This window comes from Arthrobacter sp. NPDC093128, assembly GCF_040683875.1.
Classification (GTDB): domain Bacteria; phylum Actinomycetota; class Actinomycetes; order Actinomycetales; family Micrococcaceae; genus Arthrobacter.
Map to the genome: position 1 here is coordinate 43,781 of NZ_JBFBEY010000027.1, position 15,893 is coordinate 59,673.

The 15,893-nt window shown below is 61.8% G+C and carries 18 protein-coding genes; 4 read left to right on the top strand and 14 right to left on the bottom strand.

All coding sequences use genetic code 11. The features are described 5' to 3' along the window. The first annotated feature begins 231 nt into the window (after positions 1–231). The 4 genes from AB0N24_RS23550 (at position 232) to AB0N24_RS23565 (ending at position 5,690) form a co-directional block, all read left to right on the top strand. Complete coding sequence (locus AB0N24_RS23550) at positions 232–1,419, top strand: hypothetical protein (protein WP_364129815.1); 1,188 nt, start codon at positions 232–234, stop codon at positions 1,417–1,419. After that, positions 1,419–2,876: a hypothetical protein gene (locus AB0N24_RS23555; RefSeq protein ID WP_364129818.1), complete on the top strand. Its 1,458-nt coding sequence runs from the start codon at positions 1,419–1,421 to the stop codon at positions 2,874–2,876. The genes AB0N24_RS23550 and AB0N24_RS23555 overlap by 1 nt, the downstream gene beginning before the upstream one ends. Positions 2,877–3,042: 166 nt before the next feature. Beyond that, positions 3,043–4,746, top strand: a complete 1,704-nt coding sequence (locus AB0N24_RS23560; protein WP_364129821.1) for a DEAD/DEAH box helicase — start codon at positions 3,043–3,045, stop codon at positions 4,744–4,746. Next, the gene (locus tag AB0N24_RS23565) at positions 4,743–5,690 is read left to right on the top strand and encodes a DUF3883 domain-containing protein (RefSeq protein WP_364129823.1); all 948 of its coding nucleotides are present in this window, start codon (positions 4,743–4,745) and stop codon (positions 5,688–5,690) included. The genes AB0N24_RS23560 and AB0N24_RS23565 overlap by 4 nt, the downstream gene beginning before the upstream one ends. Positions 5,691–5,706: 16 nt before the next feature. On the opposite strand, the gene AB0N24_RS23570 is transcribed toward AB0N24_RS23565, so the two are convergent. From AB0N24_RS23570 to AB0N24_RS23635, 14 genes are all read right to left on the bottom strand, one after another. Then, entirely contained in the window at positions 5,707–6,810 is a 1,104-nt protein-coding gene (locus tag AB0N24_RS23570) for a hypothetical protein (protein WP_364129826.1), read from the bottom strand. Between the two features lie 948 nt (positions 6,811–7,758). Further along, the gene (locus tag AB0N24_RS23575) at positions 7,759–8,133 is read right to left on the bottom strand and encodes a hypothetical protein (RefSeq protein ID WP_364129828.1); all 375 of its coding nucleotides are present in this window, start codon (positions 8,131–8,133) and stop codon (positions 7,759–7,761) included. 53 nt (positions 8,134–8,186) lie between these two features. Then, entirely contained in the window at positions 8,187–8,504 is a 318-nt protein-coding gene (locus tag AB0N24_RS23580) for a hypothetical protein (protein WP_364129831.1), read from the bottom strand. 105 nt (positions 8,505–8,609) lie between these two features. Continuing rightward, a complete protein-coding gene (locus AB0N24_RS23585; RefSeq protein ID WP_364129833.1) occupies positions 8,610–9,137 on the bottom strand; it encodes a hypothetical protein in 528 nt (175 codons plus the stop codon). Between the two features lie 73 nt (positions 9,138–9,210). Then, a complete protein-coding gene (locus AB0N24_RS23590) occupies positions 9,211–10,254 on the bottom strand; it encodes an ATP-dependent DNA ligase (protein ID WP_364129836.1) in 1,044 nt (347 codons plus the stop codon). Beyond that, the gene (locus tag AB0N24_RS23595) at positions 10,241–10,525 is read right to left on the bottom strand and encodes a hypothetical protein (protein ID WP_364129839.1); all 285 of its coding nucleotides are present in this window, start codon (positions 10,523–10,525) and stop codon (positions 10,241–10,243) included. The genes AB0N24_RS23590 and AB0N24_RS23595 overlap by 14 nt, the downstream gene beginning before the upstream one ends. Before the next feature lie 44 nt (positions 10,526–10,569). Further along, entirely contained in the window at positions 10,570–10,713 is a 144-nt protein-coding gene (locus AB0N24_RS23600) for a hypothetical protein (protein WP_364129842.1), read from the bottom strand. A gap of 58 nt (positions 10,714–10,771) precedes the next feature. After that, positions 10,772–11,176: a hypothetical protein gene (locus AB0N24_RS23605; RefSeq protein ID WP_364129845.1), complete on the bottom strand. Its 405-nt coding sequence runs from the start codon at positions 11,174–11,176 to the stop codon at positions 10,772–10,774. After that, on the bottom strand, positions 11,177–11,497 hold the full coding sequence (locus AB0N24_RS23610; protein ID WP_364129848.1) for a hypothetical protein: 321 nt from the start codon (positions 11,495–11,497) through the stop codon (positions 11,177–11,179). Between the two features lie 39 nt (positions 11,498–11,536). Next, positions 11,537–12,835 (bottom strand): Y-family DNA polymerase, encoded by a 1,299-nt coding sequence (locus AB0N24_RS23615; protein WP_364129851.1) that lies wholly within the window; start codon positions 12,833–12,835, stop codon positions 11,537–11,539. Further along, on the bottom strand, positions 12,828–13,259 hold the full coding sequence (gene umuD / locus AB0N24_RS23620) for a translesion error-prone DNA polymerase V autoproteolytic subunit (protein ID WP_364129854.1): 432 nt from the start codon (positions 13,257–13,259) through the stop codon (positions 12,828–12,830). Before umuD ends, AB0N24_RS23615 begins: the two co-directional genes overlap by 8 nt. Before the next feature lie 205 nt (positions 13,260–13,464). Continuing rightward, positions 13,465–13,917 carry a hypothetical protein gene (locus tag AB0N24_RS23625; protein ID WP_364129857.1) on the bottom strand — a complete coding sequence of 151 codons (453 nt, stop codon included), beginning with the start codon at positions 13,915–13,917 and terminating at the stop codon, positions 13,465–13,467. A 4-nt stretch (positions 13,918–13,921) separates the two neighbouring features. Then, complete coding sequence (locus AB0N24_RS23630; protein WP_364129860.1) at positions 13,922–14,614, bottom strand: helicase associated domain-containing protein; 693 nt, start codon at positions 14,612–14,614, stop codon at positions 13,922–13,924. Positions 14,615–15,400: 786 nt separating this feature from the next. After that, positions 15,401–15,634 (bottom strand): hypothetical protein, encoded by a 234-nt coding sequence (locus AB0N24_RS23635; RefSeq protein WP_364129863.1) that lies wholly within the window; start codon positions 15,632–15,634, stop codon positions 15,401–15,403. Positions 15,635–15,893 lie beyond the last annotated feature (259 nt).

The window sequence follows — 15,893 nt, forward strand, 5'->3', positions numbered from 1 at the left end:
AGTGGAGCTGAGCGCAGGACTGCGGAGCAGGAGTAGCCGAAAAGTTGTGTTGGCTTCGCGCTTGAGCGCAACAACCCGCAAAGTGCGTCTTGCCAGGCGACGTCGCGCTAGTATCGGCTAGAACGCACAAGATGGCCTACGGCCGACAAAGGGGATGGGGGTTTGCCGAGGTTCGATGAACCCCTGCGGATACGAGACCTACGTCGTCGTGCCAGCGGCAAATAAAAGCACATGTCAGTTCTGCAGCCACAGACTCCACTCTCCCAAGAACAGCAAGCTTTGTTGGTAGGGGCGACACCGCTCTCCAATCTCCAAGACGCCCTAAAATGGATTGCCGAACAGCGTCCTCTGACCGGGGGAATCACGCACCGCTTGCTGACCGCACTGGTGCACGCCGCAGATGCCGCCGTTCCGGGTGCCGAGGCAGCTCTTCGTGCCGTGGCCAGACAGGTCCTGCACAGTACTTTAGATACCAGCGCCGACCTGGTTTCGACTGAATCAATCGTGGCGCCCCATCGCTATCAGGAAGCGTTAGCGGAGGTGGCGAGGAGGACTCCCACCAGATCCTTGTCGGACATAACCCCTCAGACTGTGGAGGCGGCACAAGCAAGCAACGCGCTAGTGGTGGACGCCCTAGCCCTCGTCGCGGGACTTAGCTGGCGGGATCTCAGGGATCGAGCCAGTTCCAGGGGAACCAGCCTCCCCGGCGATTCAACCGGCTCCTGGCAACCCAGCCAGATTCGGTGCGCCTTTGCCATCATCGATGAGATTGTCAGGGGGCAAGTAGAGCCGCAGCTCGCGGGAGCAGTTGGTGCCCGTCCTCTGGAACTCCTGCTGGAAGGGGGCAACAGTTGGTCGTCTGTGGACGTGCTCTACCGCAACGGCGTTAGCTACGGGACACTCCTTGCACAGCGCGACGTGGGAAGCGCTTGGAGTGCTCACCGCAATAGAACAAATACAGAGATAAGCCGGCTGATAGTAATTAGCGTCCTCACTGCGCTTAGTGAAGCCGGGGTCTCCTACTGGTCTGTGGAAGGCCCTGGAGCAGTTCCGCGAGCATTTCTTGCTGCTCAAGCCGTGAGGGCCGGAAAAAAAGCACCCGGGCAACTCTCGGTCGTCACCAAAGGTCCTGACGGCAGACCCGTCTGTGCGGTGTTGATTGCCGTCGCACGCGACGGCGGAACGGCTCGCAAGACCGCAGCGACGTTTCTTAGCCTCCCTGAATCTTTCGCCCTCCCCGCGGCCCTAGTTTTGGTGGGAACCGGCTGGGCGGACCGAGGCGAGAGCGACAAACTGGTTCGTGCTTTTGGTGGGCGCATCTACACGGAACACACGCTCCAGGAGCTAGCTGTGTTAGCGGCAGAAATGTCAGTCACCAGTGACACTATTGAGCCCACTTATTCTCTTGAGGAGCAGTAATGACGACCACCATAACAATCGAAGCACGCAAGCAGGCGATTCAGGCCGCTGTTCAGGCAGCAGATGCGGCATCCAGGGCCGGAAACGGTACTTCTGAATCTATTAGGTGGAAGACGGGGCAGCTGATTTTGCCGGTTGCCAGCGTCGACGTTGATGTGGTTCTTCTCAGCCGCGACAGCCACCGGATTAAGGCTCAGTTGCAGTCACTCCCGCAGGCGGAGCAGGACCTGGTCGAGTCGGATCCGTATGGGGTGCAGGCGCAGGAGATCATCGCTCGGCTCCTGCGGGAAACGGCCGGTTATGAGCGGATTAAGAGTGCAATCGCTAATGACGGGCAGCTCGACGCAGGTGTCCTGACCACCGGCGGTGTGTTGGTCAATGCCAACACACGCGTTGTGGCTCTGCGCGAACTGCGCCAGAAGTACGTCAAGGTTGTTGTTCTTCCCGAAGACGCAGGACCCAAGGAGATAACGGAGCTCGAACTCCGCCTCCAGATGGAGCAGGAGGTTAAGCAGCCCTATAGCTTCACCAGCCAGCTGTTGTTCATCGAGGACCTCGTGAACAGTGGCAACTACACCACCGCAGAAATCGGTCGTGCGCTTCAGCCTGGGCTCACCAACAGTCGTACAGACCTCAAAAAAGCGGTGGACCTTGTTGAAGGAGAGCTCCGCCTGCTTAGTCTGATTCGGGAGGTCCTGGCCATGAGTGGGGGCGCACTTAATCTTCTTTACTTCGATGGCAAGCAGCAGGCGCTGTTCGAAATTGATCAGGATTACCAGAAGATCAAGAACACCAAGCCCGAGCAGGCCGCCCGTGTCAGGGATGCGCAGCTGGCCGGGATGATTGCAGAGATTGGGTACCGAGAGCTACGGGATGTCGATGCCGTCCTTCTGGACGAGTATGTAGGGCCGGCTCTGGAAGAGGACGTGATATTAGCTCCCCATCTTGATGCCCTTTTGGAGGTCACTGCTTCAGAGGGTGACAGTGCCCTCGAAGGACTGGACCTTCTTGGCGATGAGGCCGACGATGAGCCCCTGAACGGCGAATTCAGCTTGTCCGGTATTTACACGTTGCTTGCTCGGACCAAGCCGGAGGAACACATAACTCTCCCGACCGAGGACGGCACCGTGGCGAATTTGTCTCGCGAGGTCGTCGTCACAGGTCTGCGTGGGGCCTTGACCACAGCAATTGAGAACAAGAAGCGGGACACCCGTCAGCTTGATCGTCTTACTGCACCCATGCTGCACCTCAAGGAGGCAGCGAAAGCTTTGGACAGCGCTACCGTGGCCTACGCTGAGGTGAGCAGCAGGGCCGGTTTCAGGCAAACTGACTTCTTGAAGGCAGTGGCGGAGTACCAGCGAGCAGCCACGAACTTCTCCATGTCGACAGGTCTCGGTGACGGTGTCGAAGGCGATGACTTAGCTGGCGACGCAGACCTCGAGAACACACGTGCCTGAACCCACCCTTGGACTCGATTTGGTTGGTTCGCCTCCAACCGTACGGGCGAGCCGAATAGGAGAAGTAGCCCAAGGATTTTGGCTTCAGCTAATGGGGGAGTGGGGCTCTGACGGTCAACGGCCGGGACAGCAGATAACTCTGCCCCTGGAGCGTCTGCTCTCACGCATGGCTTGGCTCCGTGCGGCGTGCACACGCTATAACGTAAAAATCAGTTGGCAGGACGAGCTGAGGGCACTTATTGAGCAAACTCATGCCCAACGCAGGCTGCTGCAGGGTTCACTCGCCAATCCCGAGCCTTTGGGAGCTGAGGAAGTTCAGGAGCGGCTAACTGGTGGCCGCTTTACCCGAGAACTGCGCCCATTCCAGGTCCGGGACCTGGGTCAACTACTCTCAATCGCCAACGGGGCAAACTTTTCTGTCCCCGGTGCCGGCAAGACCACGGTCGCCTACGCTGTCTATGAGGCCGAACGGGCTGCCGGGAGGGTGCAGCAAATGCTGGTGGTAGCGCCATTGTCGGCTTTCGACGCCTGGCAGTCCGAAGTGTCCGCGTGCTTTGAAGAATCTGAGCAGCCGATGGTGGCCCCCTTCGTCGAATCTGTTCCGCCCGGTGCGGAAGTGGTCATCGTGAACTATCACCGGCTGGGCAGCCGCTATGAAGCGTTGTCTCGCTGGGTGAATGAAAGGCCCACTCTGGTCCTTTTGGACGAAGCTCACCGGATGAAACGCGGCTGGGATGGAGCATTTGGCAGTGCATGCCTGAATATTGCTTTCCACGCCGCACGCCGTGACATCCTCACGGGGACTCCGGCACCTCAAAGCCCACAGGACTTGGTGGCTCTGATGGATTACCTGTGGCCTGGACAAGCCCGCAAAATATTGCCGCAGGATGCACTGTCTACCCCTCCTCCTCCCGACTCCGGGGCACAAATTGCTTCTGCCATCTCCCCGTTGTTTGTCCGTACACGTAAGAGCGAACTGGGTCTGCAAAAGCCGATAATGAGCGTGGTCGAAGTGGAGCTGGACCCACTCCAGGGACAGATATATGAGGCGCTGCGGGACCGGTACGCCGGCAGCCTACGGGTCAATATGGCGGAACGCGCGACATTCGCAAAAATGGGCGAAATTGTCATCTATCTGCTTGAAGCGGCCACCAATCCCCAGCTTTTGGCTGCGGGATCTGGAGCGGAAGACGACCCAAGCTTCCGCCATCCCCCCTTGGACGTTCCACCCGACAGTGCGCTGTGGAGCCTCCTCCAGCAGTACAACCAATACGAGACTCCAGCGAAGTTCAAACAACTCGCCCAGATGATCGCAGACAATGCAGCACAGGGGAGGAAGACGCTCGTATGGAGTAACTTCGTACGCAACCTGAAGGCACTAGAACGGATGCTCGCCGTGCATCAGCCAGCGCTCATTTACGGCGGCATCCCGTCGGAATTCGCGGATCCGACGGCGGAGCGTACACGCGAAAGCGAGCTCGCCCGCTTTCGTACAGACCCTAATTGCACTGTGCTTCTTGCGAATCCTGCTGCCATGAGCGAAGGCGTGAGCCTCCATCAGATCTGCCACGATGCCATCTACTTGGAACGTTCATTTAATGCCGGACAGTACTTACAGAGCATTGACCGGATTCACAGGTTGGGGCTCAGTCCCGACCAGGAAACCCGGATTACATTCCTGCTCACCCGGGGAACTGTGGATGAAGTCATCGATGATCGGATTAGGGGGAAAGCAGAGCGTCTAGGCGAGATGCTCGACGACCCCGACCTAAGCACCATGGCACTGCCATCCGATGAGGATTACGGGCCGGCCATCGACACAGTTGAGGATATGGCTGCCCTCTTCGCACATCTCCGAGGGGAGGGATGATTACAAGCAATCCGGGCTCGGACCAGATGGCCACCCGCTCCACGCCCACGGCCTTTCAACTCCAAGCCGCCCTGCTCGCTGGACGGGTACTGGACGCCGCCGGAAATTCAGCCGAGTCACTCCTGATCAGCTATGACCGGTTGGCAACAGGCGGACTCTATCGATCCCAGGATTTACAGGCCGGTCACCGGTTGTTGGAACGGGCAGGCCTGGTTAAAACCACGCCTGCGAATCACCTACCTACCCCCGAACTCAAAGAAATCTGCCAACTCCCCGACGATGTCGCCGCTGAGCTGCTATTGCAAGAGCTCCTGCTGAGAGAGCCCCCATTGTGGCTTTACGCAGCTGTAGTCGATGAAGAGGTGCGTTGGGAAAATGTCCCAGAGGCCGATCAAAACGCCCTGGCTCAGCTCCTTGCCGATGCTGCCCGGAGGGAAGCCATCCTCCTTACCCTGGGACGGACCTTAGACGCAGAACTTCTCGCTGAAAGAGGGTCGCTTGGTGAAGAGTTTGTCGTGCAGTTATGTCGAGAGTACCTTCAGCAGCGGGATCGCCCCGACCTTGCGGGAACAGTCCGCCGAGTCAGCCTCCGAAGTGACCAACTTGGCTACGACGTCACGAGTCCGGACACCACAGGTCAACGCCACCGCATGGAAATCAAAACAACGGGTAAGGCATCTACTGGACGTGTGGAGTTCTTTCTTTCCAGGAACGAAGCCACTGTTGCCGGGCGTGATCCCGCTTGGTCCCTGGTGGCGGTTAGCCGGGACAGGGACGACAATCTGGATCTAATAGGGTGGTGCCCAGCAGTTCATCTGGTACCACACCTTCCCAGAGATATTTCGACTCAAGGACGCTGGACAAACGTGCGGCTGAGCATCGCGATCACAGATTTTACCCCCGGGTTGCCACTTGATAATCGATCTGAGACCGGGGATCGGTAGCGCTACCCAAGCGTGCTTATTCGATTGTTGCTGTTGTGGAGCCCTTTTTCCCCCGTGGCTGAGGGCGGAGGAACTCGGTATCGCTGGCCTCGGTCATGAAGTCGTCCTGCCAAGTACCGCTGAGCCCGCCGATCCGCAAAGCGTAGGAAGCGACGACAGCGAGGAATTCCTGCTCCGCTCCTGGCTCGTGGGTCGCCTGATGTTTAGCCAAGGGTAATGAAGACAGGGGTACAAGGTCGAGCAACAGATCCAACGTGCAGGCGCGCACTCCGCGCTTTGCATGGTCGGTTTCATTTTCGCTATGAACGATCGTGCATCCGGCTGCGCGAAGTCCGGCACTTTGTAGGGCCTCAAAGAGCTGCACCCAGGCGCGGGGATCACGGTTGGCATAGCTGAAAATGAGATGCCCGTCATCACGAAGAAGACGGGTTGACTCGCGGAAAATGGAAGCCAAGAGGGCCTCATAGCTTCCATCCGCCACAAGTTGCCCAGTGGCGCGGTTGACCACTGCATCTGCCGTCAGGTCAGGCTGAGAAAGGCCAGCCCATGCCTGCAAAGGCAGGGAGAGCTCCCCGTAGTGCACATCGTCATGGTACGGAGGATCCGTCAGGACAAGATCGACAGAACCACTGGGTAAAAGCTGACGCTGAGAACTTCCAACGACAACAAGAGCATCTGGCCGCTCTAATGGATTTCCGTCTACATCCTCGCCAATTAGCGGTTGGACGGAGGCGGACGCGGCGGCTAGCGGTCCCTGAACATGAAGACGGCGGCTGGTTTTTTGCTGAAGCCACTCTGCCGCTTTAACGAGCTGGATCAATCGACGCAGCGTTGTTCCTCTGCCGCTAACGGTCGTTCCCCATACATTCGGTTCTGCAGCCAAGGTAGTGAAATTGAATCTATGCCCGGCCATGGATTCGTAGCTCTTTAGGTAATAGCGATCCCACCGTGAGAGATGGCCAGCCATCTCTGTGGAACCAAGAACGGCAAGTCTCAGGGCCGCGACTACAGCTGGGTCTTTGGAGCACTCCTCAGTGAGCTGTAGCAGTTTCTCGACCATGGCGCGCTGGCGCCGAGGGTAGAGATCTTCCCATTGAGTGAAGCCATGACGGAGCAGCACGGACGTTTCTTGGCCCGCCGGGATAGTTCCGAGGTTACGAGTAGGGTGCGCGTACTCTGCCCGCGCAGCATCGAGTTCTCCAGCGGTGGGGAGGCCTAGCTCGCGGCGGCCATTGCCGGCGCGCTCGACCAGGACTACTTCCCAGTCGAATCCTCCTGAAGCGCGCGCCTCTAAGCGGTCTTGATGGCCGCATGGGCAGGTGACAACGCGCCGGGGTGTGTAGGCGGCAGAGGGGTCTGTGGCTGCTGAACATGTCGGGCAGTTCTGGAGGCCAGTACGCACTCCTTTAAAGAGATGACCGTTCGGGCAGGCGAGGAAGGCTTCGGGTTTATTTCGTTCCACACGGCTAAGGAGGCTCACCAGGGCGTGTGGAAAAAGCCGTTGCGAGACGCCGCAGGAACTGCATGTGCCCACGGCGACACGGAACGTGTGCGATATTTGCCCCAATGAGCCATCTGACAGAAGAGTGCCGTAGGCAGCCTGCACAGGGGTAACAACACGTTGGGTCAATGCGGCAATGCCAGCGCGGAGGTCATCTGGGTCGGGGAGGCCTAGCATGGCAGCCAAGCCAGTGGCAGCCCACGGGTTCAGGTCCTGGGCATAAACCTTGTGCCCACGCATAACAGCAGCCAAGGGGATCACTCCGCCACCGGCAAATGGATCGCTCACGACCATGCGCCCGGAATGATCGCGACTGACCGCATCGATGATGGATCCGTTTACGGATTCCGTTCTACGTGCCCACCAGCGGTAGGTGCTGACGGGCGGGAGATGAACTTCCCGGTTCCGCACTTCACGGCGTACCCGCGCGCTGATCTCGTTAGCATCCAGATGACGCAGGGGACTAAGTATCGGGCCCGCAACTGATTCTGCTGGTATTGAACGGCTGGAAAGGGAGACCTGCCCCTCTAAAGCCCCTTCTTTCACGGTCTCTGCACGTGCTTCCACCTAGTGCCGTGCCTTTTCTCGATGTGATCGAACGCTACTGGGTGCCCCGACATAGCGGCATCCGTCATGCGTGCATCGTTCCCAATGTCCTTTTTCAACTGCCTCGGCGGTAACGGAATGGATGTCACCAAAACCGTGTCCATGCAGCATTTGTGCCACCGAGCCGCCGTACTTGGCCGCGAGGAGTGCAGCTTCGGCAACCTTGTCGTGGCCCCGCGCGAAGAAAGCACCAATACCAACTTGTTCCCCGCAACCACACCAGCAGATGCCGGTGGGAATTAAGCGCGCGTTCTCTGAGACAGTCACCTGATCAAGATAGCCCTTCTTGGTGGTGCTCCAAGAATCGACTCTCGCTAGTGGTGAAAAATATTGCATTGCCTCCGCTGACGCGAAGTAGTCCTGCACGCAAAGGTGAGGGCCAGCCGGGCTTACAGCTTGTCGATCCAAGTATCTTCTTCACGGTTATCCCATGCCGAGCCCTTGCGGTTCGGTTTGGAGGTCTGCATGCCCTTGATGACCTTCAAAATGCGGTGAGCCTCCACAGCCTGAAGGTCACGGAGACTCGCTACCGAACGAAAAGTGACAGACTCAACAATTTCCTTGCGTTGATCCTGGCTCGTGACACCCGCGAGCTCAAACGATTTCCTGATCTCTGCAACTTGTTCGGATCGAACCGGCAGGGGAGCTTGGACCGTTGAAGTGCTAGGCGCTTCCACATCAAAGAGTGAGGGGATCTCATCATTCATAATTTACCCACTCTATCGACTCAACGTCGGCCGCCGCTGCCCAACCTGACGCCCGGGAACTCGGCCACAGAGATGGCTTCCCGGATGACCCGTTGGTGCCGGGGTTCACTGTTTGTCTGCCCACCGTTCGTGCGCGGACTGCCTGCTGATGCCTACTGCGCGCCCTATATCCGTCCAGGATGCCCCGGCGGCCTTGGCTGCGGCGACGGTTTTGTCCAGCCGGTGCCCGGCCTGGTTGTATTCCCGCGCGGCCGCTTCCACACCGATGATGGCTTCGGAGGGGGCGATGTGTGCTTTCCACTCGTCGTGGATGGCGTCTTCGACCTCGCCGGAAGCGTTGGCGAATTCTTCGGGTGAAACGTAGTCCCGCCGGCGGCTGAAGTCGGCCGCCGCCAGCGAGGGGACCCGCTCCCACAGTTCGCCTCGCCAGCCGCATTCGCAGGCTCCGCGCCAGCCGATGATCTCGCTGTCCGGGATGACTTCGTAGTCGGTCATCGTCGTGTCCGGTGGGTAGTGTCCGGTAAGGCCTTTGAAGAGCATGCCTCCGGCGGTTGATGAACCGGACAGTCGTCCGTCCGGTGCCACACAGGCTGCATAGCCCTCGTGTTCGTTGTCGTTTGATATCCAGCCCATAACCTGCACCCTTCTGTCAGGTAATCCTGACAGTAAGTGTGTCAGGGACCCCTGACAAAAACTAGGGCACCTTTTAGTGAACGGCCGGCCCGAGCATATCCGGCAGGCTGATATCCGCGGGAGAGAGCTCGGGCCTTGCCCGGACGAGGCGCAGTGGGTGGCGGAAGGACCGGCCTGACCAGGCTGTATCGGCGGAAACTTCCACGACCACGGGTTCGACCAGTGTCAACGTAACTGGTTCCTTGTCCCTGTTGAACCGGTCCAGTGTCGTACCTTTCACCGTTTTGGGCCATGGATGGGCGCTGCGGGGCGGCTGCAGCCATCGGGCCAACTCGCGGCCGGCCGCTGTCTTAAGCGGTGTGGATCTGCCAACGATCCGCAGCTCACCTTCCAGGATCAGCCCGGCCACGATCTCTGAAGGTTGGGTGATCGGCCCGATGACCGCCCCGCACACGACCTCCACGGTCTCTCGGTGCTTCAGTTTCATCCAGTTCCTGACCCCTCCGGCGTACGGTTGGTCGCTGCGTTTGATGATCAGCCCCTCGATCCCCGTGCGGGGCAGCTCTTCAAACCACCTGGCGGCCAAGTCGGGATCTGTCGTAGTGGGGGAGAGGGACAGCGGCGGCTCCCATCCGCTGGCGAGTTCTTCCAGGAGCGCGCGTCTTTGGTTTAGCGGCAGTTCCCGGGCGTCATGTCCGGCCACGGCCAGTAGGTCGAATGCGGTGTAGTTGGCCGGTGTCTCGCGGACCAGCCCGGGAAGGGTCTTCGGGCCGGCACTCAGGCGTTGTTGTAGGGCCGAGAAGTCCAGCCGGCCTTGGGTCCAGATCACGGCTTCGCCGTCGATCACGCATCCGGGCGGCACCGCGCCTTCGGTGGCCGCTACGAGCTCCGGGAAGTACCGGGTGAGGTCCTTGCCTTGCCGGGACCACAGTGTGGCCCCGTTGTCGTCCCGAATGCAGATGCAGCGATAACCGTCCCATTTGGGCTCGTAGCTCAGGTTTCCGGTCTGTGTTGCGGTGGTCCGGGGCAGTGTGGTGACAACCCGGGCGAGGGCGACTTTCACCGGCGGGGCAAACCCTGCCGGCAGTCCGGCGCCGGATGGCTTAGCCGTCGTCATCGAGGCCTTCGAGTGCCTCGACCTCCGCCGCGTCCAGCAGCTCCGCCGTGCTGTTTCCGGTGACCCGGGCCAACTCATCGAGAGCGAGGAACTGGGCGCGGGCCAAGGCGACGATGAGCTCTGCCATATATGAGGGCCCGTTGCGCTGCACAAGGTCAAGTAGGACCGCATGCATGCGGCCGGACAGTTCGTTGGGTCCTTCGGATTCCTCAGCCGCGATGCGTGTGAGCGTCAGAGCGGCCAGCCGCGGGTTGTCGTAGATCAGTCCCATGGCCTAACGCTACGCGTCCGCCGGGCAGAGGAAAGGGAAGCGTGCTAGTTGGTCCGGATCGCGATCAGTTTGTGGCCCTCAGGCACTTTCGCGTCCAGTGCCTGCCGAGCCTGCTCGTACGTGGCGCCTTCGGCGTCCATGCGCCCGTGCGCGCCGGAGGGATCTTCGATGGTGCCCGTAATCTTCACCGGATCATCATATTGGTCCGCAACCCGTCGGTGATGGACTCTCCGGGAACAGGTCCGGTTAAGGGTTTCGGGCCAACCGTGCACCGAAGGCGTCCAGGGCATGCAGCAAAGGGGCTGGGCTGTTCCTGAGGACGTCCACGGGGCGGGTTCTACCGAGTTCCGTGGACGGCGTGATCATCCAGACGGTGAAGTAGTTGTGCGGGATTTTCAGTTCCATGGCGCGCTGGAACAACGCGGTGACGGTCGGGTGGAGGCGCCCGCCGGGGAGGAACTGGAACCCCGGGCAGTAGGTGCCTTCGTCAATGAAGATCCGGACGAGTTGCTGCATCACCGGTTCCGGATCCTCGACGAGCTCGGAGAGCCGGCGGCGGACCTGCTCCAGGGCAGGCAGAGTGAACTCCGTCCTGATCGCCTCCCACGTCTGGTCACTGACCGATCCGGGACTCACCGGCGGCGACGGCATTCAGGAACCGTCATTGATTGACTCCAGGAGCCACTGTGTGGCGAGCGGTTCCCGGCGCAGCGTGAAGGTCCGCACCGCCGAGCTGGAACTGTGCCGGACCTGGACCTGCCAGTACTCCACGCTGACCAGGTCCCCGCTTCCGACGGCGGCGTTGCGTCTGGTGTCCCACCAGGAATCCCGGGTGAACCAGTGCTGGGAATCCGTGTCGGGGTCCACGAGCCAGATTCTTCCGTCGTGACGGATGGCGAGAGGGTTCCCTGCCGGGCCGAGCCTGACCTGGACGATGTGGGTTCTTGCCGGGGCTTCGGAGCTGATGGTCATGAGGAGTGCATTCTTTCGTGGTTCTTGCAGTGTGCTGATTTAGGCGGCTTTGACGAGGGGGAGTTCGTCCCAATGGGTGGTGTAGCGGGGGGAGAGCATGTCCCGTTTCATGGTCCAGTCCGGCCCGCCCCTGATCCCGCCGTAGCCAAGACCAATGGAGCCGCGGCCGTACCGGCGGGTCACGTCTTCGAGGAGTGTTCCGACGCGGCGTTCCTCGTGCGGGTTCTCGAACAGGGCAAGCGGCGCCTGGTTCCCGGTCGGGCGCAGGTCAGTGACCATGATCCCGGCCCTGGCGTATCGGATTCCCTCATTGATCAGGGGCAGGAGCGCGTGGGCTGCCTTGGTCAGGATCACCGGATCCGCTGTCGGCATCGGCAGCGGAACACACACCGAGGGGAAGGAAGTCTCTTTCGGGTTGAAGTGTGAGGTGCCGGCGAACGCGGTGAGGACCTTGGCCTGCAGATCATGTTTGGCCAGCCGCGCCGAGGCCTGCTGCCCGTACACGGACATGACCTGTCGGATCCCGGCCGCAGTGGTGATCGGGGTGGCAAAGGAACGGGAGAAGATCAGCTGATCCCGCCCGATCCTTTCTTCCTCCATCGGAATGCAGGGGGTGCCCTGCAGTTCCAGGACGGTGCGCATCATGACCACGGAGAACCGGTCCCGGATCAGCACTGGATCGGCCCGGGACAGGTCAAGGATCGAAAAGATGCCCATCACGTTCAGCCGCCTGGTCAGTCGGGTCGCCACGCCCCAGATCTCCACCACGGACAGGCGCCCCATCAGAGCCTCCCGTTCTGGCAAGGGGACGGAATCCCAGTGGCAGACTCCGCCGAACGCCCGGTTGTTCTTCGCCCATTTGTTGGCCAGCTTCGCCAGGGTTTTCGTGGCGGCGATCCCGACGCAGACGGGCACGCCGACGTTCCGCCGCACGGCGGCCTTCATGGACCGGCCCAGGGCCAGGAGCTCGGCAGGGGTGCCTTTGACGCCGAGGAAGGCCTCGTCGATGCTGTAGACCTCCAACCAGGCCGAGTACCGGCCCAGGAGCTCCATCACCCGGGCGCTGATGTCGCCGTAGAGCTCGTAGTTGCTCGACAGGGCCACCAGTCCCCATTCCTTGGCCCGCGGGGCGAGTTTGAACCAGGGCTCGCCCATGGGGATGCCCAGGGCTTTGGCTTCGGGGGAGCGGGTGACGGCGCAGCCGTCGTTGTTGGACAGGACAATCACGGGCCTGCCTTCCAGGGACGGGTCGAACGCCCGCTCGGCCGAGGCGTAGAAGCAATTGACGTCCACGTGCGCGATCTGCGGCATGTGCCGCATCAGGGCTGGCTTAGACATGGTGCAAACACCGGGTTGCGGTACCCCAGATAACGAGGTCGCTCAGGGCCGGGACGCGGATGTCCGGGTAAGCGGGATTCTCCGCCTGCAGAACGACCCCGGTGGCCGTGATCCGCAGCCGCTTGATCGTCAGTTCCCCGTCCAGGACGGCAACGACGACGGACCCGTCCACCGGTTCCAGGGCCCGGTTCACGATCAGCTCATCGCCGTCGCTGATCCCGGCGCCTTCCATCGACTCCCCGGACACCCGCACCACGTAGGTGCTGGTGATGTCCTTGATCAGATGCTCGTTCAGGTCGATCCGGCCATCAAAGTAGTCCTGCGCCGGCGACGGGAACCCCGCCGCAACCGGTACCGGAGAGACCAGCACCGACAACAACGACACACCCGCCTCTATCACGCGGGGACCGACAATAACGCCCACAACACACCCTATTCGAATATATGTTCGATTCATTCATCGTACCCGGACGGTGCGACAAAAGAACCATCGCCGTTTCAGGTACAGCCTGAAACGGGGCGGGTTGCGCACAATGGGGACAGCTTGAGCTGTGTGGAGGGCTCCACCTGGCCCGCAGTGGGCACAACCCGGACAACGCACCACCCCAACCTGCGGCCGCGGGTTTCGGTCAGCGCTTCAGGAACAGCGGGGGATAGTCCCCGTCCTGGGCGTGGCGTATGTGTTCCCAGCCCAGGGACTGCCAGAACGCGTCCTCGCTTTCAGGCGGCCTGGCGAAGACAGCCTTGCCGGGATGCTGCCGGCGCAGCAGTTCTATGGACTGGGTGCCGAATCCCCGGCGTCGGTGCCCGTTGGCGACCTCCATGAAGTCAATCTCCAGACCTTCCGCCGCTTCGGGGACGCCGTAGCCGGGATCCACGTCGGGGTGATCGACGACGATCAGGCGGACGACTTCCTGCCCGGCCTTGGTGAAGGTGTAGAACAGGTCAGTGGGGGAGATGGCGATGATTTCGTTGGCCTGCCAGCAGGCCTGTTCGAAGTCCTCTGATGCCTCGAACGGTGAGAGCACTGCATGCCCGTGCGGGGCCGGCCAGACCTGCCTGATCACCAGTTCGTCGCTCACACGATCAATCTAGACCCGGCTTGCCCTGCGTGTCCGGTGCGGGACGTGCTTTCCTGCCCCGGGTCCGGCCAGTGGACCAGCCTGGCACGGCTGCGTCCAGGGTCTTCTTCCTGGCCGGGTCGAGTTCGCCGCGGCGCTGCTTGTACCGCTGGGTGTGTAGCCAGACGCCCAGATCGTGTTCCGTGTCCGTGTCCGGGCTCTTATGGCGGGGCCAGTCCTGGCCCGCGGCCCGGTACGCGGCCAGTTCGGCCAGCCGCTGCTGCCAGCGCTCCTGGTCGGCGGCCGCGCGCGGGGTGCCCTGCCAGTCGGGCAGGCACGCCAGCCCGTCCCGGACCTCCGGGGCGAGGCGTCCTTCCGCGGCGTCATGGCGGCGGCGCTGCAGCCATGCGGCCAGCGACCGCTCCGCGGCCACGCCGGCTTTGGAGGAGGGGTATCTGCCTTCGGTCCGGACCATGGCGATGAGATCGTTCATCCGCTGCATCGTTTGTACGGTGACGCGGGCCGCCGGCGCTCCGCCGGCCGCTCCGTCGTGGGCCTCCTGCAGCCCCGCATCCTGGGCCCTGGCCACGGAGAGGTGGTAGGCGACCGTACTGGCCGGAACGTTCTCGACCTCAGCGATCCGTGCACGGGACAGTCCCTTCCGGTACATCAGTACCCACTCGGCATCGGGGGCGCGGCGCTGGCTTCTGCTCGTCACAGAGGCCATCCTGCCACGCTCGGCCGTGCGGGGAGCTTCGCTTGGCCGAGCCCCTGGAAACCGCCAGCCAGTGGGCGCAACCCGTTCGCAAAGGCCCCGGGGTTCCGTTCCGGTGCCCTCGAGGACCCGGTCCTGCGCTGCGCTCCGGCCTGCAAAAGCCTTGTTTTTGCCTTACATGTGGCTGGGTTGTTCTCCGTACAAGGCCACTGATCGTAGCCGTCCGGGGGCCCGACCCGTCAACCCACGCGATCACCCAGGCCCACGCGGTCGCTTTGCTCCCTTATTTCGTGTCCCCGGACGCCCGCTCTTCGGAGTTGACGGCCCACCCTCGACCGGCTGCGACAGGTGGGGCCTCGCACGGCGGGGCAGGAAGGAGGTGGCTACATATGAGCATCGACGAACTGACCAGGCTCGCGACTTCGGTCGTGAGCCTGGTGACAGCTGTCATCGCTCTGCTTTCCGCGCGGAACGCGCTCTTAAAGAGCAAACGCTCCCGAGTGGCAACTCGGAAGCGTCAGCGTAAAGCAAGGAAGTTGTAGCTACACGATCCGGTGGTCGTGACCGCAAGGGTTGCGGCCACCGGGCTCCTTCTTCAGCCTATGGCCAACTCAACGATAAGGAAACCCTCATGGAACCGCTGACCCTCGTGAATTTCGCACTGTCCCTGGCGGCGCTGGCTGCCTCGATCATGGCGTACCGCGCCGTCTCCAGGATGAGGAGGGATGCGGACACCTAGAACCCGCGGGCCGCTGGCCTGCCCTTCCGGGGGCAGACCAGCGCCGGCCCCTAGGGGGCCGGCTGGCTGCCGGCCGCGGTGTCCTCGTCGCGGATGTCCCTGAGGGTGGCGGCCAGGGCGCGCACGGCCACGGGGTCTTCCTCCCAGGGCTTTCCGGTGCGCGTGCAGGCATGCAGCCCGGTGACGCCGGTCCTTTCGGCTGCCTGAGCAAGTTCGGCCCATGCCTGTTCCAGGTCTGCCAGCTGTTCTGGTGTCAGCGGTGCCCGAGGTGGCGGCCCACTCACTACGGGCGTGGAATCATCCGTGCCCGCCCCTGCAGGACCTCTGGTGAGAAAGCTCCACAGACCCATGTTCTGCCCCTTTCGAAGGAATGTCCCGCCAGGAGACCTCCTCGGGGAGAGGCGCCTGCGACTGGCGGAACCGGTCCACCGTATCAAGGCACCTGGTCTCCGCTGCGCTCCAACCAGTGAACGGGCGTCCGCTGGCGCGGCCGGCTGTTGGGTCCAGGGTGCGCCGTCGCAGAGCTCCGGAGACCCTGGCCCT